At 33.8% G+C, this 20,847-nt stretch carries 18 protein-coding genes; 14 read left to right on the forward strand and 4 right to left on the reverse strand.

Going from position 1 to position 20,847, the window contains the following annotated elements; all coding sequences use genetic code 11:
* The first annotated feature begins 147 nt into the window (after positions 1–147).
* Positions 148–339, forward strand: coding sequence for a hypothetical protein (locus tag MBM09_RS08290; protein WP_238673236.1), 192 nt, complete (start codon positions 148–150; stop codon positions 337–339).
* Between the two features lie 122 nt (positions 340–461).
* Here MBM09_RS08290 and MBM09_RS08295 read toward each other — a convergent pair whose 3' ends face one another.
* Positions 462–887: a prepilin-type N-terminal cleavage/methylation domain-containing protein gene (locus MBM09_RS08295; RefSeq protein ID WP_238673237.1), complete on the reverse strand. Its 426-nt coding sequence runs from the start codon at positions 885–887 to the stop codon at positions 462–464.
* 8 nt (positions 888–895) lie between these two features.
* Complete coding sequence (locus MBM09_RS08300; protein ID WP_238673238.1) at positions 896–1,573, reverse strand: DNA-binding response regulator; 678 nt, start codon at positions 1,571–1,573, stop codon at positions 896–898.
* A 295-nt stretch (positions 1,574–1,868) separates the two neighbouring features.
* On the opposite strand from MBM09_RS08300, the gene MBM09_RS08305 reads away from it, so the two are divergent.
* From MBM09_RS08305 to MBM09_RS08320, 4 genes are all read left to right on the forward strand, one after another.
* Positions 1,869–4,808: a hypothetical protein gene (locus tag MBM09_RS08305; RefSeq protein WP_238673239.1), complete on the forward strand. Its 2,940-nt coding sequence runs from the start codon at positions 1,869–1,871 to the stop codon at positions 4,806–4,808.
* Between the two features lie 255 nt (positions 4,809–5,063).
* Positions 5,064–5,291: a hypothetical protein gene (locus MBM09_RS08310; protein WP_238673240.1), complete on the forward strand. Its 228-nt coding sequence runs from the start codon at positions 5,064–5,066 to the stop codon at positions 5,289–5,291.
* Positions 5,292–5,302: 11 nt separating this feature from the next.
* Positions 5,303–9,424: a DUF6443 domain-containing protein gene (locus MBM09_RS08315; protein ID WP_238673241.1), complete on the forward strand. Its 4,122-nt coding sequence runs from the start codon at positions 5,303–5,305 to the stop codon at positions 9,422–9,424.
* Positions 9,415–10,017, forward strand: a complete 603-nt coding sequence (locus MBM09_RS08320) for an imm11 family protein (RefSeq protein WP_238673242.1) — start codon at positions 9,415–9,417, stop codon at positions 10,015–10,017. Before MBM09_RS08315 ends, MBM09_RS08320 begins: the two co-directional genes overlap by 10 nt.
* Here MBM09_RS08320 and MBM09_RS08325 read toward each other — a convergent pair.
* Positions 10,014–10,667, reverse strand: coding sequence for a CPBP family intramembrane glutamic endopeptidase (locus MBM09_RS08325; RefSeq protein WP_238673243.1), 654 nt, complete (start codon positions 10,665–10,667; stop codon positions 10,014–10,016). The genes MBM09_RS08320 and MBM09_RS08325 overlap by 4 nt on opposite strands.
* Positions 10,660–10,998: a helix-turn-helix domain-containing protein gene (locus MBM09_RS08330; RefSeq protein WP_238673244.1), complete on the reverse strand. Its 339-nt coding sequence runs from the start codon at positions 10,996–10,998 to the stop codon at positions 10,660–10,662. The genes MBM09_RS08325 and MBM09_RS08330 overlap by 8 nt, the downstream gene beginning before the upstream one ends.
* A gap of 280 nt (positions 10,999–11,278) precedes the next feature.
* Between MBM09_RS08330 and MBM09_RS08335 the strand changes: the two genes are divergently transcribed.
* The 9 genes from MBM09_RS08335 (at position 11,279) to MBM09_RS08375 (ending at position 20,774) form a co-directional block, all read left to right on the forward strand.
* Entirely contained in the window at positions 11,279–11,833 is a 555-nt protein-coding gene (locus MBM09_RS08335; protein ID WP_238673245.1) for a transposase, read from the forward strand.
* 256 nt (positions 11,834–12,089) lie between these two features.
* Positions 12,090–15,926, forward strand: coding sequence for a T9SS type B sorting domain-containing protein (locus tag MBM09_RS08340; protein ID WP_238673246.1), 3,837 nt, complete (start codon positions 12,090–12,092; stop codon positions 15,924–15,926).
* 126 nt (positions 15,927–16,052) lie between these two features.
* On the forward strand, positions 16,053–16,787 hold the full coding sequence (locus MBM09_RS08345; protein ID WP_238673247.1) for a hypothetical protein: 735 nt from the start codon (positions 16,053–16,055) through the stop codon (positions 16,785–16,787).
* Between the two features lie 4 nt (positions 16,788–16,791).
* Entirely contained in the window at positions 16,792–17,151 is a 360-nt protein-coding gene (locus MBM09_RS08350; protein WP_238673248.1) for a hypothetical protein, read from the forward strand.
* Positions 17,141–17,602 (forward strand): hypothetical protein, encoded by a 462-nt coding sequence (locus tag MBM09_RS08355; RefSeq protein WP_238673249.1) that lies wholly within the window; start codon positions 17,141–17,143, stop codon positions 17,600–17,602. Before MBM09_RS08350 ends, MBM09_RS08355 begins: the two co-directional genes overlap by 11 nt.
* Complete coding sequence (locus tag MBM09_RS08360; RefSeq protein WP_238673250.1) at positions 17,599–18,867, forward strand: hypothetical protein; 1,269 nt, start codon at positions 17,599–17,601, stop codon at positions 18,865–18,867. The genes MBM09_RS08355 and MBM09_RS08360 overlap by 4 nt, the downstream gene beginning before the upstream one ends.
* A complete protein-coding gene (locus tag MBM09_RS08365) occupies positions 18,855–19,187 on the forward strand; it encodes a hypothetical protein (RefSeq protein WP_238673251.1) in 333 nt (110 codons plus the stop codon). The genes MBM09_RS08360 and MBM09_RS08365 overlap by 13 nt, the downstream gene beginning before the upstream one ends.
* Positions 19,177–19,641, forward strand: a complete 465-nt coding sequence (locus MBM09_RS08370; protein WP_238673252.1) for a prepilin-type N-terminal cleavage/methylation domain-containing protein — start codon at positions 19,177–19,179, stop codon at positions 19,639–19,641. The genes MBM09_RS08365 and MBM09_RS08370 overlap by 11 nt, the downstream gene beginning before the upstream one ends.
* Entirely contained in the window at positions 19,641–20,774 is a 1,134-nt protein-coding gene (locus tag MBM09_RS08375) for a type II secretion system F family protein (RefSeq protein ID WP_238673253.1), read from the forward strand. The genes MBM09_RS08370 and MBM09_RS08375 overlap by 1 nt, the downstream gene beginning before the upstream one ends.
* Positions 20,775–20,847: the final 73 nt, after the last annotated feature.

Consider the following 20,847-nt stretch of genomic DNA (forward strand, 5'->3'; position numbering starts at 1 on the left):
GTAATATTAACCCAATGGCACAAATAACTCATCAAAAAGAAAAAGCTCATATAACCTGCAAGAGGAACTGTAGTTTTTAATTTTGTTTTACCTCCTCTAAAAAGATGTAATAGCAAAGAAAAAATTAAAGCACTTATAAAAATTACTATGAAAGAGATTGTTGAAAATGATACAGTTAAAGCTGTAAATAAAAGTATGTCTCCAAGACCAATGGTCTTTAAAAGAGAGAGGTTAAGTTTAAAATTAGCATATATAGCAATGATAAAAATTAAAAAAAAGATGAAAGTAACATTTAGAATTACAGAATTTACAAATAGTTCTGGAAGCGTATTATTATAAAATAATAAACCACTTAAAATTCCAATTAAAGGAAACATAAACCAATATACTAATCGTTCCTTTCTATCTTGAAAAAAAACAATAAGCAGGGCAATTGTTAATAGGATTTTTATAATTATCATTTAATCTTTTATAATTTGTTTAGGTGTTCCTGTTTCATCTATTTCCCAAACATTAAAAATACCATCACCATCAAAATCTGTTACAGCAGTTGCTCTAGCTTTAAAACTATTATTGTCTGCATTTAACAGTTCATAATTATAATTACTAGTTCCATTTTCATTAACTGTTGTTGGGGCTTCAAAATCAACTTCATTTAAGTCATTTGCATATTTTGAATACATATACCTATATGTAGACTGTGAGTTATAAATGAATTTCAGTTGCGTTTGTGCCTCTACACTTTTAGTTTTAGCAATCAGAGGCATTAAATTAGGTAATGCTAGTAGTAAAAGAATACCAATAATGACCAATACAATTAACACTTCTTGCAAATTATAAGCAGCAACTTTTGTTGAACTTGTAATACTATAAACTTTCTTCTTCATTTTTTTTTTTATAAAAACCCATTTTCTCTCGCAAGCCTTAGTAATACTTTGTCAGACTTTTTATCATTGTTAAAAATTTGATTAAGACGTCGTTTTCTGCGCTCAATTCCTGCTAATGATAAATGAACTACTTCCGGCAATTCTTTGGTTTTCGCACCAAGTGATAATTGATATAACATTTGTCTATCGATATCATCTAAATTAAAATCATTAGAGATATGTTGCCTCACTAATTTCAATACAGGTTTGCTGTAATAAGGAATGTCATATATAATATTTAGAATCCCTTCTGTTAAGTTTTGGAAGTTTAATTCGCTTTTAAGTAGTAAACCGTTAGGTTTAACAGTCTTTAGTATATTAACAAGTCTATAATTGTTATTTAAGTGTGTAGAAACGATAATTTTAACTTTAGGAAACATACATCTCAATTTTATTCCTAAATCATCTCCAGATACAATTTTTTTGGTTTTAGAGGGTGGTAAGCTAATATCTAAAAATACTAGATCAATAAGTTTGTTTTCAATAGCACGTTCTATTTCCAGATTAGCTTCATCACAATTTTTAGCCACTGTAATTTTAAATTGAATAGTATGGTTTTTGGAAGAAACATAATCTAATGCTCTTATATAACCATCTATTATAAGTTGGTGATCTTCAATAATTAGGGTGTTTAGCGGTTTAATCATATGACATAATTTTTCGCGTAAAAAAAGTAAGAGTTTGCAAGCTTCTTTTCATTGATTTCAAACAAACAAAAACAAATCTATTTATATGTAATCAAAAAAAAGTAAGGCAAACCCTTACTTTTAATAAGGGTTGGTTATTTGCTTAAATGTAGGCGAAAACTTTTATTGAATTGAGGAATTACTTACTAATTTAAAAAAATAATTTAAAAATTCAAGACCTTATGTTTTGTATGGGAAACCCTTATTTTTTTTTTTGGATGTCTTTATAGATTTACAAAAATCAAAACACACAACCATGAAAAATCTAAACAAAATTATATTGGGCACTTGTTTAGTAGCGTTGTTAAGCTATTCAAACATCATAAGTGCACAACAGGAGATAATTCCTCCATCACCAACGGCACAGAACTTTATGCGTTATGGGGAGATACCCGTTGACTACAGTACGGGAGTTCCCAATATAAGTATCCCCATCTGTACCGTTGAGGGCAGGAAACTATCATTTCCTATAACATTGAGCTACCATGCATCTGGGATAAAGGTAGAGGACGTTTCCTCTGAGGTCGGTCTAGGATGGGTTTTAAATGCTGGCGGACTGGTTGCTAGAACAATCATGGGTGAAAGAGACGAAAAAGGCTTTGCAAATAAAACCTATGATGATGCCCAACATTTGCTTGACACCGTATATGCAGCTTATCTGGAGGAGCTTCAGCCTAATAAATGCTTTCAATCCATGGTCAATTTGGAATATTGGTTCAGAGTACAGAATCAATTTGATAACGAAGACCCCATGAGCGACCGCTTTTTTTACAAATTGCCCAACGGCACCTCAGGGGTTTTTAGGTACGATTATACGTATCAAAATTTAATCACACTGCCCAATAAACCGATAAAAATTAATATTTCCAACACAAGTAACAATATACTTTCCATTACTATTAAGGACGATGACGGCACATCCTATAACTTTAATCATAAACCGCCTAATTCCAGTTTCAGTGGTATTTCAGAGTGGTATTTAACCGAAGTAAAATCTGCCGATGACAAGGACACCATAACCTTCCATTATGCCGCGACTGACCAGGTTTACCAAACATCTTCCGTAACATATACCGCTCAAAGTGAATCAATCATACCATCAAACTGCAGCGAACCAGCCTCTATATCTTCCAATGCCTACAATCCGAATAAGTATGCTCCCGTCCTCGATTCCATAGTCAGTTCAAAATCCGTGGTAAGGTTTAGTTACCAGAGCGACCGTGAGGATTTTCCAAGTGCAAAGCGGTTGTCCGAGATCACGGTGTCCCCGGCGGGGTCACCCACAGAAATCATCAAGCACATCAGCCTCAACAACGATATATATTTTGGAACGACCGTTGCAAACAAAAGGTTGCGGTTGAATAGTGTAGATATACGTGGCAAACAGGTCGGTTCTGACCCCCAAACATATTCGTTTGTTTACGAAAATAGTACTTTGCCGGACTACAGGGCAAACGGTGGGATGCACAATGAAGATTTTTGGGGGTACTACAACAGTTCCAATTCTGGTTTCAACGTCCCGTCCATTTTTATCACAGAGAGCTACCATAACCAAAGCTATGGCAGTGACAGAAAGGCTCATACAAATAATTATTATGCAAAGTCCTGTATGCTGAAGGAGATTAGTTACCCAACTGGGGGTAAGACCGTCTTTGACTTTGAGCGGCATTATGCAGCAAATAGCCTTTATCCAACAGCGGGCAATACAGGAGGCTATGTAGGCGGTTTCAGAGTCAAGAGCATCACCAATTACAAGAATGGCAATGAAATCGCCGATGTCAAGACATATAAATATGGAAGTGCCAGATACCAACAGGTAAGAAAAGAGAATTTCGCATATTGGCAAAAATATTATGGTGGTGCCACGCCTTCAAACTGCAACCCATATACCTTAGATTTGGTTTTTTCGAGCCCCTTGATTCCTCTGGAGGTAGCCCCTGGGATGCCCATCATGTATAGGGAGGTAGTTGAATACAATGGCACGTTGGCCAACCATGCCGGCAAAACGATTTATAAATACGAGGAGCCCTTCTCCCAAACAGACTTTATTTTCAACGATAACACATACGCTGAATATGAGCATCCTAGATTTTGGCATCCTAACCTCAGGGATAAAGGGAACTATACCCCTAAAATGACCTCGAAAAAGGTTTATGAGCTAAACAATGGCACTTACTATCCTGTTTTAGAGGATAGGTATGTGTATTCCGATCTGTTTGCTACGACCTATCACATGGGCATTAAGTTGACTAGGTCCGTTTCATTTCTTGATATTCCAGAAGGTCATTTTTGTTTTTATAACATGAATGAATTTCCAACAGAATGGGCTGTAGTTCCTGCTATGATCGAAGTAAAAGAAAATTTCTTAGCCTCTTTCAAAGCCATGGACACAGAAGCCATCCAAGAAGCTTCTTTGTTGACTTCAATGGAAAGCTACACGTATGCTAGCCTTGACTCAACAAAGTATGTCTTAACGACCACGGATTACACATACAACCAAACCAACGTAGCAGTCAGCGAGCAGACCATCACGAACAGTAAAGGCGAAATGATAACTACCACCTTCAAGTACCCACACGACTATGGTTCGCAGCCCTACTTAACGATGGCGGACACCAAGAACATCCTGAGTCCAATAATAGAGCAGAGCACATACAAAGGCAATGTCTCAGAGCCCAATCTGTTATCCAGAACGAAAACGGACTACAAGGACTGGGGTAACAATATCATATTGCCAGAATACCTAAAAGAGCAAAAGGGTACAAGTGCAATATACAGTAAAATAGAATTCGTTTCCTACGACACTTCAACTGGCAACCTAACGGAATATAAACAGATGGACAGTCCTACTATTACATATCTCTGGGGTTATAACAGGCAATACCCTGTAGCAAAGGTCGAGAACGCGACACTAGCTGCAGTTACTGCTACTTTGACCCCGAGCGAACTGAATGATATCAGAAACGGTACGTATTCACAGTCAAGCATGATAACGGCTCTCAATAAGATTAGGTCGGGGCTTCCCGATGCTTTGGTAACGACCTACACCTATGACCCATTAGTTGGGATAACTAGTATGACGGACCCCAAGGGTTATCTAATCTATTACGAGTACGACAGTTTTAACCGTTTGGAATATGTAAGGGATGCTATGGGGAATATTTTTAGCAAAACAAAATACCATTACAAGGAATAAAGGCCTTCCCTTTTTCAAAATTTACCCTAAAAAGACGAAACTATGATTACACTTAGATACATAATATTAACAATTTTTATGATCCCTTGCATGGTAGCCTCGGGGCAAGAAACTTCTAATACCATAGAAGGTACCTGGATTTTTGATTACAAATCATCCTATGAAGAAATGGATACCGACATAAAGGCTTATTTTGAAAAGATGCCCCTTGAGAGGCAAGAGATGATAAAACAGTCCTACATAGGTCGCAAGCTCATGATAAAGTCCGATGGCACCTTATCCCAGATAGATTCAAATGAAAGTACTATAGATTGCACATGGAGTTTGAAAGATGACGGTAAGGTATTGGAAGTAGTGTACCCAGACGGTTTGGTAAACCTAGAAAATATAGCGTTGTTAACTGAAAACAAATTGGTGCTAGTACCAAAAGATACTGAGAACGGAAAATTATTCTTTCCACAATGGTACTTCACAAAAAATTAATCAATCATGTCATGAAAACATTATACCAACAAAATATATTAAAACTTTTATTCTCATTATTTCTAATATTTTTTATAAATAACAAAGTTCAGGCACAAATCTTAGGTCCAACAATAGTAGACCAAGGGGATACAGAAAATTATATGCAGCCCTATTCAGGTGCGCAATTTGTAAACTGGGATCCAAGCTCTGGCAACTTAGTTTCTTACAGTTCGCAAAGTGCATCCGTGCAATGGATTTTTCCAGGCACTCACTATTTATATTTTAATGGTTATTATAATGGGAATTGGTATTTTTTTGAACTACAGGTGCAAGTCAATGCAAGCATGAGTACCTGGTATTACGATGGGGATGATCAAGACGGATTTGGGGACCCTGCAGTAAGCGTGCAACAAGCCTTACAGCCTTACAACTATGTAGCCAACAACTCGGATCAATGTCCATCGGTATACGGCACCAATTATGGCTGTCCAGAGAACAATTATAGCAATGAAAATTACATCCATACCCTTATCCCCAGAGTGGGCATAACTAGTACAGTCGGTTTGGTACAGGGGCAGGATAAAATTGAAACCATAGCGTATTTTGATGGCCTTGGCAGACCCATGCAGAACATTGGAATACGTGGTGGGGGTAGCGGTGAGGACATTATAACTCCTATAGATTATGATGATTATGGTAGGCAAGAAAAAGAGTTTTTACCCTATGCAAATTCCTCTGTCATGGCTTCCTACCGCAGTAATGCCATTGAGACCTCTTTGACTTACGCTAATAGCCCTCACTATAACTTTTATGCGAATTCAAGCAAGTATGAAAACACCACCAACCCGTACTCCCAGAAAGAACTGGAAGCCTCCCCGCTCTCCCGTGTACAAAAACAAGCTGCACCGGGAGCTGATTGGGAGCTTGGAGGAGGCCATGAAATCGAGTTTGGATATGTTACCAATACAGGTGCTGAGGTTAGGAGTTATGACGCCGGTACGACCATTTCCATTTCAAGTAACGTTACTACTTACGTCCCAACCTTAAGTTTGGACACCAGTGAGATCAACAATTATGGCTATTACGATGCCAATAAGCTCTATAAAACGGTGACCAAGGATGAGAACCACGACGGCACATCATCAAAAGCCCATACTACAGAAGAGTTCAAGGATAAACAGGGGCGCATAGTGTTGAAACGTACCTACGGCGCTAGTGATATAAATATGGACGGAGACACTAGCGATCCCGGTGAAGGGCTTGCCATCCACGATACTTATTATGTTTATGACGACTATGGCAATTTGACCTATGTACTGCCACCAAAGGCAGATGCCGATTCAGATATACCGAATTCCACAGAATTATCAGAGCTTTGTTACCAATACAAATATGATGAAAAGAATAGGCTGGTGGAAAAGAAAATACCGGGCAAAGGCTTAGAATATATAATTTATGATAAACTAGATAGGCCTGTAATTACTCAGGATGCTAATCTGCGAAGTCAGGGAAAGTGGCTCTTTACTACATATGATAGTTTTGGAAGAGTGTCTTATACTGGTAAAGTGTATAGACCAAGCTGGAATAGGCAGACCATGCAATACCATGTTAATACAAGTAATTATATACTGTTTACAGATAAACAGAGTTCTTCAATAAACATCAATGGGGTCACAATTTATTACTTAAAGTGCTTTACAAATCCCATTTATATCAATGATAGTAATATTGAAATATTGACTATTAATTATTACGACAACTATTCCTTTAACAAGCCATCGTCTTTGAACCTGCCTCCTACATCGATGGGGCAGTCCATCATTAACTACAACAATGCGAGCAGTACCCGAAAACTGACCAAGGGACTAGCAACGGGCAGCAAGGTCAAGGTGTTGACCACAAACCACTGGACAACCACCGTTATGGGCTATAACAGCAAGGGGCAGGTAATCTATACGGCAAGCGATAACCCTTACCTAGGCACGACTGATGTCGTAAAGAGCAAACTGGACTTTACGGGGCTGGTCACGGAGACAAATGCCACACACGCCAAAACGGGTAAGGCAACGATAACCAACGTGGACAAATATGCCTACGATCATGTGGGTCGCCTGCTCACGCACACCAACAAGATAAACAGTAAGCCCACGGAACTGATTGTGGTTAATGTTTACGACGAACTTGGTCAATTAACAAGTAAAAGAGTAGGGGGTGACCTTTATGGCGACAACCAAAATTATCCTGGGCTACAGACCATAGACTATACTTACAACATCAGAGGCTGGCTCAAACAGATCAACAACCCAAATACTTCTTTGGGAAACGACTTATTTGCCTTTAAAATAAACTACAACACGGTAAACCATAGCGGAACAAAACTCTACAATGGCAACATAGCGGAGACCGAATGGAAGACCCAAAATGATAACGTACTGCGTTGGTATAGGTACGGTTACGACGCTCTCAATAGAATATCAAGCGGCATTGCAAATAGCAGTAATTACAATTTGAGCTCTGTGGTTTATGATAAGAACGGAAACATAACTTTTCTTGAAAGAAGAGGGCATACCAATATTAACAGTAGTGGTATCGTAACAGCTTATGGCCTTATGGACAAGCTGGATTACAACTATAATCCTGAAAGTAACCAATTAAAAAATGTACAGGAACTTAGCGGTGGCAATTCTACATATGGGTTTGCCAATGGCTCAACTGCATCTACAGAGTACACCTATGACCCCAACGGCAACATTTGGCGCGACTACAATAAGGGTATTTCATCGAATATTGGCTACAACCACTTAAATTTACCAGATGAAATAAATTTTCCTAGCCAGATGGCAGAAATTACGTATATTTACGATGCGTTAGGTACAAAGCTTAGAAAAAAGGTTGCCGGAGCTACGTTTCCGGAGCAGATAACGGAGTATGCGGGCAACTATGTGTACGAGAACGGTTCTTTGAAATTTTTTAACAATGGCGAGGGTTATACAGAACCAATAAACCCGAGTAACTATGGCTCAGGTTTTGACTATGTGTACCAGTACAAGGACCATTTGGGCAACGTGAGGCTTAGCTACAAGGATGTTAACCAGAACAACCCTGGGTCTATCTCGCTCGAGATACTTGAGGAGAACAACTACTATCCCTTTGGGTTACGTCATAAAGGGTATAACAATAACCCAATAACCAACCATCCTTACAAGTATCAAGGTGTTGAGCTTAATGAAAGTTTGGGACTTGATTTATATGAGATGGATTTTAGGCAATATGACCCTGCAATAGGAAGGTTCACTGCTATTGACCCTAAGACACATTTTGATTTTTCTACTTACCAAGCGTTTGATAATAATCCAGTTTATTTTGCTGACCCTAGTGGAGCAGATTCTGCAAGTTCGATAATGGATGCCTTCAACAAGTCTGGAAGTGGAAAAACTACTTGGTATAGTGATGGGAATGGAGGCTTCTGTGATGATTGCCCAAAAGAGGGTCAGACCAGAACCGTGACAGAAACGGCTATGAGTATGGATGGTGTGACTTTAAGGTCAACAGAATATTATAGTTCAAGGGATAAAAAATGGTATTCTGAGAACGACTATTTTGAATCATGGAGAGAAACAATAAGAGGTATAGGTCAAGGGTGGCTTGATATTTCTGTTCTTGAAGACCTAGAAATCACGGAAGAAGTTAATTTTATTCTAATTATGTGGGCTTCACAGGCATATGATTATTATGGTGGTGAAGTACCAAAAGCATTGGGTAATATAAATGAAGATAATATAATTTTTGAATTATTATTACTTAAAGGTCCGTACATATCTCTTTCTAAATCTCTTATTAGTAGTGGAGCTAAAAAGTTGCCTATGCAAATGCATCATTTTGCTACTAATAAACATAGTGTCTATACTGGTCAAATGGGTAAAATTGCAAAGAAATTTGGTTTAGATTTGGATGGAGCTTGGAATAAAATGCTTTTACCTCATTTAGGAAGACATCCCAATGCCTATCATAATTTTGTTTTAAGTGGTATGCAAAAAGCTTCTATGGAAGCTGGAGGTAATACAAAAGTATTTTTGAAATTGTTTAATAAATATGTAAAAAAACCAGTAATTAATAATCCTAAATTATTAAGAAAGGCTGGATGGGAATAATTATGAATTATTATCTTATCGGTGTAGAAAATAAAAGTGAGTCAATTGTCGCAAATGCGCCAGCAGATACTAAATTAGCTCACGAGTTAGTTTTTGAAATAAACGAAGAAGAACTGCCTTTTAGTCTCAACTTATTTAAAGTATCTATGACTAAAAAAGGTTTAGTTGAAAGTGAAGATTTTACTGAATCAGAAAACCCTTGGCTTGATTATCTTCCAAATAGTCTAGTTTGGCCTCTAATGTCAATTAAGCTAAAGAATGTAATCGCAAACAACCTAATTGGTAATGAAGGAATAGAGTGGGTAAAAGCAAAAGTGTATTTAAAAAATGAACCTAGGGATTATTTTATCCCTAGGTTTAATAAAAAGATGGATGTCCTTAATCAGAATAAAACGAAATATGTACCTGGTACTGACCAGATTATAAAACCATCATTCTCGAGTTCCAAAATCAGTAATTATTCTATTTTTCATAAACCTACTATGTTTTGGAAGATTACAAATGAAATTTACATAAGTGAAAAAATTAAAAAGAATATTGAAGAAAATGGACTAACAGGAATGACTTTTGAAGAGACTTCAGTCTCAGCTTAAGTAAACTGTATTGTAATATTCCACATTACATGAAATACAATAGAAGGAATAATCGATTTTGATTTTAAGTAGAGTATTGCAGAAATTAGCCCGCCAAAAAATACTAGATACATATTATGAACGTCAGACAAATGTGCCACGGTAAAAAGAATACTAGATAAACCAACGGCAATAAATCCTCTATAGTTTTTTTGTAATCCTTTTTGTATATATTCTCTGAAGAATAATTCTTCTGCAATAGGAATCAATATAGACTGTGCTAATAATAGTTTAGAGAAAACAGGTATTTTAAAGTCATAACTTATTTGTTCTTGATAGTTTGTTTTAAAGACTAAATCGTAAAACCAATTTAACCATTCTTGAAAAAGAACATAAAATATAGCTAACATAATAGCTATTAAAATATAAACTACAGGTATCGTCTTTGATATAATGATTTGCTTATTGTTATAATAATATAAGAATAACAAAACACCAATAAGTTCAATAATTGAAAAAATAAGATACTTAAGGTCATAATTGAGTATTAATTCCTGAATACCTAAACTAGATAAAAGTTTCCCTGAAACATTAATAAATAATCTAAATAGAATCGTGCTGATTATAGCTACTATAATAGTAACTTCATAAAGAGGTTTTTCTTTAAGCAATAGACTTAAGCTTTACGTTTTTAATAAGTGCATCAAGAGTATACAAAATATACTTTCTGTCCTCATCATTAAACTCTGAAATATCCTGAAACCTTTTGAGCATCTCTGGGTTTTTAAAGAGTTCCGCATCATCATTCTCGCCAAGTAAATAACCGACAGAAGTTTTAAGAAGTTGAGCCAGTTTTTTGGCAGTATCAACCGATGGTGTCATTTTATCAAGTTCATAACGAGAAACAACACTAACAGACGTGTTGAGTTGGTTGGCTAAATCTGTTTGAGATAATCCAAGCTCTTTTCTTAAAATAGAAATGCGTTTACCAAATGACAACATATAAATTATACTTAAACGGTTATAAATACACGTAAATTACTGTATTAAGCAAATATATTACTCTTAATCGACTAAAAAAAGTATGATAAAACTTGTTTGATTAAATGCATAAGACTAATTTTGACCGTAAAAGGTTAAAAAAGTTTTTATGAATATTTTAGACACCCCAACTGGCGCACTTCTGTGAAGTGTGACTAACTTTATTTTAGTATTTTTAATGCTTTTACATATAAAGCAGATACGCATAACAAATGCGCACCAGATTATTTATATTTAAAACATGTCTCAAAAATATAAAGTAATAGATAGCACGCAACCAACATTTGTAACTATAACTATTATAGACTGGGTAGATTTATTTATAAGACCAATATATTTTAAAATATTAGATGATTCTTTAAACTATTGTATTGCAAACAAAGGATTGAATGTTCATGCTTATGTATATATGAGTAGTTATATTCATATGATTATAAGTTCTAATACTGATGAATTGCAAGACATTATCAGAGATTTCAAAAAATTTACTTCAAAAGAACTTATAAAGGCCATAAAAGAATATCCAGAAAGTAGAAGAGAATGGTTGTTAAACAAGTTTAGTTATGCAGCTTATAGAATTAAAAAAGGTAAAAACTATAAAGTTTGGAAAGATGGTTTTCATCCTGTATTGTTAGACAATCAAATAAAAATAGAACAACGTGTAAATTATATACATTACAATCCAGTAGCATCAGAAATGGTATATCATGAGCGAGATTGGAGACATAGTAGTTATGCAGCTTATGAAGAAGGTAATAGTGAAATACCAAATGTTAAACTACAAGCTTTATGGTAATGCCCTCAGTGCTTCAAAATTTGTAATTTCGAAGCTTAATAAACACAATTTAAATAAGTTTATAAGCTACATTTTAGAAATAAAGCGTAGTCTTTTATTTTAAAGTCATTTCCTAAGTTAAATATCTCAAAAAACACTGTAATTTTTTGTTAAAAGGCAAACCTTAACATCTTATCGATTTTACGGAAAACCCTTACTGCTTTTTCGACAAAAACTTGTATATTTATTTGGTAAATAAGTCATTAGCTATTTAATAATGCTTAAAAGGATAACTTTATATATTTTTTTATTAATTACTTTTTTTGCATTAGCCCAAAAAGAAACCAATATCTGGTATTTTGGGGAATATGCTGGTTTAGATTTTAACAGTGGTAGTCCTGTAGCCCTAACAGATGGACAACTTAATACTTTTGAGGGTTGCGCCACAATTTCTGATAAAAATGGTAAATTATTGTTTTACACAGATGGTAGAACGGTATATAACAAAAATCATGATATTATGCTAAATGGCGAAGGACTAAAGGGGGATGGTTCAAGCACACATTCTGGTTTAATTGTGCCCAAGCCAGGAGACAACAATATATATTACATTTTTACCGTGGACTGGCATTTAGGAGAAGATGGAATTCAATATTCTGAAGTGGATATGCGTTTAGATGCCGGTTTGGGTGGAATTAATATGAATAAGAATATCAAGCTTTTTGCTCCAATGAGTGAGAAAATAACGGCAATTACTGGGTGCAACGGTAATTGTGTATGGGTAGTAACCCATAAAGTTGATAGTAACGAATTTTTATCGTATAAGATAACAAATTTGGGTGTTGATACAACACCAATTGTATCAGCTTCTGGTTCTTATGTCTATGAGGGATTGAATGTCATCGGAGCAATAAAAATATCACCTAAAGGTAATAGGTTGGCAGTGGCAAACGCCCAACTAAATGTGCAATTATTTGATTTTAACTCAACGACAGGTGAAGTCAACAACCCTTTAACCTTACTGAATGAAAACAGTGCGGATAATGCTACTTTTTATGGAATAGAATTTTCTCCTGATGGCAATGTTTTATATGCCAGTTTAGAATTCGAGGGTATCTATCAATTTAACTTGAATTATAATTCTAGTGATGATATTTTAAACTCTATAACCGAGCTAACACAAGACCCAAGAGGCTACGGTGCCCTTCAATTAGCTGTTGATGGTAAAATTTATGTATCTGAAGCATTCAGTAATTATCTGCACGTTATAAACAATCCTAATTCTATTGGGTTGGCTAGTGATTATCAAAATGATGCTGTCTTTTTGGAATGGAGACTAGCAAAAAATGGTCTCCCGCCTTTTATACAATCGTATTTCAAAGTTGATGCTTTTGATCATGATAACAACTGCTATGGTGATACCACAACCTTCAAATTAAGTGATACTGTAGACAGTATTGTTTGGAATTTTGGAGATCCATTATCCGGAGCTAACAACACATCCACAGATTTTGAACCCACACATGTATTTACAAGCCCAGGAACCTATACCGTAACCGTTACGGCTACTTCAGGAGGTGAAACTGACACAAATGAGCAATATATAACTATTTACGAATTGCCAATAGCAACCCAACCGATTGATTTGTTAGTCTGTGATGATGATGATGACGGTTTTTACAGTTTTGACTTAACACAACAAGATGCTGCTATCTTGAATGGACAGGATTCATCTGTTTTTGAAGTAAATTATTATGCTTCAGTAGCAGATTATACAACTAACACACCAATTTCAAACTTAGTAAGCTATATAAATACTACAGCTTATACCCATGAAACCATCATAGCATCCATTCGTAACAGTAACAACATAGCTTGTGATGATATTACGAGTTTTGATATTGTTGTATTAGAATTGCCTGTGCCAAATCAGAACGTATCAAAAATCTCTATTTGTGATAATACAAGTGTAGGCGCAGATACTGATGGATTGGTAGAATTTAATTTAACAGAAAAAGAAGAAGAAATATTAAACGGACAATCCATTGCAGATTTTAAAACAAATTATTTTACTGATGCTGCCTTAACTAATGAAATTACAACACCATTGCAATACATCAATGCTAGCGTTTCGGAAACTATTTATGTGCAAGTCATCAATAGGTTAAATAATTCGTGTTCAGCAACAACACAATTCGATTTAGAAGTATTGGAGTTGCCAATGGTTATCTCTGCTGTTGAACTAAAGCAATGTGATGATGACCTTGATGGATTTAGCAATTTTAATTTAAACGAGGTTATCTCTAAGATAACTTCAAATGCTGCAAACGAAACCATAACTTTTTTTGAAACCCAAACTCAAGCAGAAAATAATAATAGCCCCATTACCGATATAACTGCATATATAAACCAAACGGTAAGTAATGATGTGGTTTGGGGAAGAATTGAAAATAACAATGGCTGTTATAGAACAAGTCAAATTGATTTGATTGTAACCACTACGCAGATTCCAAGTACTTACACAAGAGATTTTTATGTTTGTGATGATGATATAGATGGTATATCTCAATTCGATTTTAATGGTGTACATTCTGAAATAGAAGCTATGTTTCCTTCTGGACAACAATTGATAATTAACTATTACAGAAATGAAGCTGATGCCTTAGCAGAAGAAAATTCTATTTCAGATATTTCAAATTACACAAATACAGGTTACCCAAATTCACAACAAATTTATGTTAGAGTAGATGGGCAGCTAGATAATGATTGTTTGGGTTTAGGAGCGCATATTAATTTATATGTAGAACCTATACCTAATGCAAACATGGTTACTATAGATAGGCAATGTGACGATAATCAAGATGGAGAATATCCTTTTGATGTGTCTTTGGTAGAATCTACTGTTTTGGGAGTTCAATCTTTGAGTGATGTTACGGTGTCTTACTTTGATGAAAATGATACTGCTTTACCAAGTCCATTACCAAATCCGTTTTTAACGGGGAGCCAAGTTTTAAAAATTAGAGTATCAAACAACAATGTTAGCGATGGAAGTTGCTTTGATGAAACTACTCTAGAGTTTATTGTAGATAAGCAACCTATAGCTTATCCTGTTTCTAATATTATAGTTTGTGATGATGGTATTGATGATGCCGATGGACTGCATGATTTTGATACCTCTCAAATAGAAAGCACCATTTTAAACGGACAAACGGATATGGAAGTCCATTATTATGATGAATCTGGAACAGAACTCTCAAGCCCGTTGCCTAATCCGTTTTTATCCGCAAGTCAAACCATTACTGTAAATGTAATTAACCCGATTAATAATGTTTGCTATGATACTACAAGTTTTGATTTAATTGTAAACCCACTTCCTGATTTTACTGTAGAAACACCCCAAATAGTTTGTTCGTCAGATCCAACTTTTACCGTAGTTTTAGATCCGCAGGAAATCAATAGTAGTGAGGATTTTGATTATGAATGGGTTTATGAAGATGGAACCGTATTGTCACAAGAACCAACCTTAACGGTATCAATTGCAGGAACCTATTCAGTTACCTTAACAAAGACTGATGGCACAAATTGTTCTAAAACACGAGAGGTTTTTGTAAATGCTTCAGAATTAGCAAATATTACACAAAATGATATAGTCGTTGTAGATAATCCTAACAATAATACCATAACTATTAATACTCAAATTTTAGGTCAAGGCGATTATGAGTTCTCTCTGAATGATGAATTTTCCAACTATCAAGACGAACCTTTTTTTGGTAATATTGAATCTGGAGTTCACACTATATTCATCAGAGATAAAAAAGGTTGTGGCACAAGTTTCATTAACGTATCTGTAATAGGTTATCCAAAGTTTTTTACACCAAATGGAGATGGTACTAATGATTATTGGCAGGTTGAGGGAGTAAGTAGTCAGTTTCAAGCGAACAGTGATATATTTATTTACAATCGTTATGGTAAATTAATAAAACAATTAGCAACAACATCTGTAGGTTGGGATGGAACATTTAACGGCAACATGTTACCAACCGATGATTATTGGTTTAGAGTATATTTAGAGGATGGTAGAGAGTTTCAAGGGCATTTTACTTTGAAACGATAATTTTAGTTGTACTAAATGACTTTTTATTTTTTAAAAAGCTATGTCTTACCTTATCAAGAGTAAGGTTTAACCTTACTTTTTATAATTGTTATTCTTGTATTTTTAGTTCTTACTATAAATTAAAGAATGATAAAACATTTATTAATATTTACAGGCTTATTTTTAACTCTAACTAGTTGTAAAACTTTAAGTTTTGATCAAGTTACTCAAACAAAAACAAGACAACAGCTGCAATTGGGTAGTATTGGTACAGATAAAGATTTTTTGTTGCAACAAAATTATAATATTACAGCTATACCAAAATATGATGACCCCATAAAATTAGCAGTAAATATTAAACCTTTTAATAAGCAAACTCACAAGGCTTTTACAAAAGCAAAAGAGCTACAAGCATTAGGTATTAATATTGTTTTTATAGATTCTATTCCTAATAAATCGCAGTATATACAATTGCAAATAGCAGACAAAGTAGCTGTTATACAATCATTAAACACTAAAGAAAACAATGATATTAAAAGCTATTTAAGTAACAATAGAAACACTAATGTTTTAACTAGCTTATCTATAGCCTTAAACCAGAAGGATTTAGAAAGAGTAAAAAGTGCTGAAGCAGTTTATTTAGTAGAAGAAGCTTATAAAAGCTACGCTTTGCAGCTATTTGATGCTAATAAAAACAAAGAGATTATATCATTTAATCAAGTTGTAGTATTTGAGTATAAAACGTCTCATTGTTGTTGGCAAGAAAATAATAAATACCAACTTAATATTGTGGATTTGGTTAGTGAATTTAATAATTGCCCAAATAAAACGTACAGGTCTGCAAATCGTGCTAAAAAGCACATCAATTATTTTAAATTATAATAAAATGAAATATTTCCTATTTATATTATGCTTCACTTTTTGCTTGGTGTCTTGTGATGATATTGTAGAAGTTGAAGATATTTCAGAAAATGAAGTAAATATTTTGGCTCCAACAGATAATGCCCTACTAAACACTACTTCAGTTACTTTTACATGGGAAGCTTTGGAAGATGCAGAAACCTACCATTTACAGATAGCTACTCCATCTTTTGAAAATGCTCTACAAATTGTGAAAGACAGTGTCTTAACGAATACAAGTTTTTCAACAAGTTTGGATGAAAAAGCATATGAGTGGCGTATTCGGGCACAAAACTCAGAGTATTATACAGAATATAGAATACAAAGTTTTACCATTGAAGAATAAAACAAAAACATATGTGCTTTTAGCTGCGGTTTTAGGTATTTGGGGTGTAGTTGGTTATAAAATAATTTCAACTATTAATCCTCCAGAACCAGAAATAGTAACTCAAAATTTTGATATGGCTTTTAGCCCTAATATCAATACTCAAGTTGATACTTTTTCTATTCAAAAAGTTAATAGAGATCCTTTTTTAGGAACTTTTTTGGGCTCAAACAAAAAAAAATCAACTCAAAAAACATCCAATAAATCAAAAGAAAATTGGGTTCCTGTTATCTATCATGGTTCAATTTCTAAACAAAACACTAAAAATAAAGTGTTTATAGTTTCTATAAATGGTCAGCAATATCCCATGAAAATGGGTCAATCTATCAATGAGGTTAAATTAATTAAAGGAAATAGTGATAACATTCTAGTAAGCTATAAAGGTGAAAGAAAAACCATTGCTAAAACATGATTTTTTTTAAAGTAAAAGCTGGTGCATTACAACTTACCATGTTTGTGGTAGTGGTTATTGCATTATTATTGGCTGCTTTTATTATTTTAATTCACACACATAAAACCTTTAAAGTTCACACAGATTTTGTATTGGAAACCATTAATAATGCAGATCGAGGAATAAACTATACTTTAAACAATAGTTATCAGCTTCATGATACTATTTCCGTTAATTTAGAAGATGAAGATTATAAAACTTTAAAAGTATATCGTGATTATTGGGGACTTTTTGAAAAGGTTACTTCCATGTCTTCAATAAAAAATAAGACCTTTAAGAAAACCGCTTTACTAGGTGCGTCTCAACCTGAAATTGATAGAACAGCTCTTTATATAGAAGACAACAACAAACCTTTAGTAGTTGTTGGAAACACCAAAATACAAGGGGTAACGTATTTACCAAAACAAGGTGTTAGAACAGGCAACATTTCTGGGCATTCGTATTACGGCGATCAGTTAATTTACGGGAAACAAAAAACATGTACTGAGTTCCCTAAACTCCATACTGAAACACTTAATCAAATTAAAAAATTGAGTAGAATTTATGAAACTGTAGAATCCGATCAGTTTATAGATTTAAGTGAGAACAGAACGCATAAGAATTCCTTTTACAATCCTTTACAAGTTATTTATAGTTTGGAAACTATTAATCTTTTAGGAGTTAACTTAACAGGTCACATTTTAGTGCAATCTGAATCCAAAATAATTGTGGATGCATCTGCGAACTTAAAAGACATTATTTTAATTGCTCCTAAAATAGAAGTAAAGAATTATGTTACAGGAACATTTCAAGCCTTTGCATCAAAAGAAATTAATGTTGGTAGCCATTGTGAGCTCAATTACCCAAGTAGTTTTATTTTATATGATAAAACTGAATATGATGAAAATAATAAAAACCTAAAAGAAACAGCTACTATTAAAATTGATAAAAATACCACCATTAAAGGAAGTTTAATTTATTTGGGAAATATTAAAAATTACAAATCACAAGTTTTTATAGAAGATAGCGCAACTATAATAGGAGAGGTGTATTGCAATAAAAATCTAGAACTTCTAGGAAATGTTTATGGTAGTGTATTTACATCCGGCTTTGTCGCAAATCAATCGGGTTCAGCATATCAAAACCATATTTATAATGGAAAAATAATAGTTAATAATTTACCACAAGAATTTGTAGGCTTATCATTTAAAAACTCAAAAAAAGGGATTGTAAAATGGTTGTATTGAAGAAAATAAAGGCATCTACTTTAATGGAAACTTTAGTTGCTACAGTCCTTATCGTGGTTGTATTTATAATAGCCAGTATGATTTTAAATAATTTATTTTCGAATACAATTAAAAACAATACTAGAAATATTAATGCAAAATTAAATGAATTAGAATATTTATATATAAATGACAAAATCAATATACCAGCTTATGATGATTATAAGTTTTGGGAAATAGCAATAGAACGCGATAATGATAGGGGTATAAATATAATTAAGCTTGAAGCTGTAAATTCTAAGGCCAGTAAAACGGTTACAAAGGAAATTATTGAAAACTAAACACAAAATACAAGCTTTTACTTTAAGTGAAATGATTGTGGTCATCATCATCACTAGTATTATAGTTGGTATGGCTTTTTCTGTTTTATCTATGGTGCAAAAACATATGAGTAGTATTCAAAGTAATTTTACTAAAAACACCGAACTCAATAAACTAGAGCAGGCTTTATGGATTGATTTTAATAGATACACCAATATAAAATATGACATAGTGGATGATGAATTGATTTTTACTTCAGAAATGGATACGATTTCATATAAATTTACTGAAGATTCTATTCTTAAAAACCTAGATACCTTCAATATTCAAGTACAAAACAAATTATTCTTTTTTGATGGAACCAAAGCTCAAAATGGACAAATAGATGCCATTAAAATGGAGACATCTAAAACATTTCAAAATCAGCAACTTTTTGTATTTAAACAAAATGATGCCACCTTATTCATGAACTAATGGCATTTCAGTTAGATAACATATCACAAAAAGTTTCAGTAGAGAAAGAGTCAACAGACAATCTTGCTTTTCTTAAAAAGGAAATCACATGGTTTAATAACACTTTTTCTAACAAGGTAAAAGAAGATTTTTATACTGAGTTGGGTGTATTGTTAAAAGCAGGAGTGTCATTAAAAGATGGCTTAGAACTTATTGAAAATTCTCAAAAGAAGAACCAAAATAAAGAGTTATTAAAAACAATATCAAAGGATATTGTTTCAGGCCAAAGTCTATCAGAGGCTTTAAAAGTTCATAATCAATTTACTAGTTATGAATTTCATTCCATTAAAATTGGCGAAGAAACCGGGACTTTAGCTAAGGTAAGTGAGCAATTAGGAAGTTTTTATGCCAAAAAAAATGAACAGCGAAGAAACTTAATTAGTGCTTTAACCTATCCTGTTATTATTTTAACTACAGCTGTTCTTGTTGTCGTTTTTATGTTACATTATGTAGTGCCTATGTTTCAAGATATTTTTAAGCAACAAGGTATTGAATTACCAGCCATAACAAAATTTATAATTAAAGTGTCAGAATTTTTAAGCCGTTATGGTTTAATAATTTTTATGCTTTGTATTATTCTTATAGGGTCACAATCATTCTTTAATAAAAAACAACGCTTTAAGCAATTCAAGGATAGCATGATTCTTAAACTACCTTTTATAGGCAAGTTTGTTAAGCTCGTTTATTTATCACAATTCACTCAAGCTGTATCTTTATTAACTGCTTCTAAAGTGCCCGTTGTAAACAGTATTCAATTGGTAAAGCAAATGATCAATTTTTATCCGTTGCAAAATGCTTTAGAAACTGTAGAACAACATATTTTAAAAGGCGAATCCTTGAGCAAAAGTTTGAGTAAGCACAAACTATTTGATGAAAAAATGATAGCCTTGGTTAAAGTTGCAGAAGAAACGAATCAAACAGAATATATTTTTGATAGACTTAATATGCAATACAATACACAAGTGGAACAAAAATCTAAAATGCTCTCCACAATTATGGAACCTTTTATTATTTTAATTGTAGGTATTCTGGTTGGTGTTATACTTATTGCCATGTATTTGCCAATGTTTAAGCTAAGTAGTGTGATGGGGTAATTCTTATTTTAGAATCGAACCTAAATTGGTAATAGGGTAACTAAATTTTACACTTTTAGGTTCAATTCGAAAA

Origin of the sequence: Flaviramulus sp. BrNp1-15 (assembly GCF_022259695.1) — a bacterium.
GTDB lineage: Bacteria > Bacteroidota > Bacteroidia > Flavobacteriales > Flavobacteriaceae > BrNp1-15.

Excerpts from the sequence above, each read along its gene's own strand:
- MBM09_RS08335 (WP_238673245.1), top strand. The coding sequence starts at position 11,279 with ATGTCTCAAAAATATAAAGTAATAGATAGCACGCAACCAACATTTGTA.
- MBM09_RS08300 (WP_238673238.1), bottom strand. The coding sequence starts at position 1,573 with ATGATTAAACCGCTAAACACCCTAATTATTGAAGATCACCAACTTATA.
- MBM09_RS08365 (WP_238673251.1), top strand. The coding sequence starts at position 18,855 with ATGGTTGTATTGAAGAAAATAAAGGCATCTACTTTAATGGAAACTTTA.
- MBM09_RS08375 (WP_238673253.1), top strand. The coding sequence starts at position 19,641 with ATGGCATTTCAGTTAGATAACATATCACAAAAAGTTTCAGTAGAGAAA.
- MBM09_RS08290 (WP_238673236.1), top strand. The coding sequence starts at position 148 with ATGAAAGAGATTGTTGAAAATGATACAGTTAAAGCTGTAAATAAAAGT.
- MBM09_RS08360 (WP_238673250.1), top strand. The coding sequence starts at position 17,599 with ATGATTTTTTTTAAAGTAAAAGCTGGTGCATTACAACTTACCATGTTT.
- MBM09_RS08330 (WP_238673244.1), bottom strand. The coding sequence starts at position 10,998 with ATGTTGTCATTTGGTAAACGCATTTCTATTTTAAGAAAAGAGCTTGGA.
- MBM09_RS08315 (WP_238673241.1), top strand. The coding sequence starts at position 5,303 with ATGAAAACATTATACCAACAAAATATATTAAAACTTTTATTCTCATTA.
- MBM09_RS08340 (WP_238673246.1), top strand. The coding sequence starts at position 12,090 with ATGCTTAAAAGGATAACTTTATATATTTTTTTATTAATTACTTTTTTT.
- MBM09_RS08320 (WP_238673242.1), top strand. The coding sequence starts at position 9,415 with ATGGGAATAATTATGAATTATTATCTTATCGGTGTAGAAAATAAAAGT.
- MBM09_RS08310 (WP_238673240.1), top strand. The coding sequence starts at position 5,064 with ATGATAAAGTCCGATGGCACCTTATCCCAGATAGATTCAAATGAAAGT.
- MBM09_RS08295 (WP_238673237.1), bottom strand. The coding sequence starts at position 887 with ATGAAGAAGAAAGTTTATAGTATTACAAGTTCAACAAAAGTTGCTGCT.
- MBM09_RS08350 (WP_238673248.1), top strand. The coding sequence starts at position 16,792 with ATGAAATATTTCCTATTTATATTATGCTTCACTTTTTGCTTGGTGTCT.
- MBM09_RS08305 (WP_238673239.1), top strand. The coding sequence starts at position 1,869 with ATGAAAAATCTAAACAAAATTATATTGGGCACTTGTTTAGTAGCGTTG.
- MBM09_RS08345 (WP_238673247.1), top strand. The coding sequence starts at position 16,053 with ATGATAAAACATTTATTAATATTTACAGGCTTATTTTTAACTCTAACT.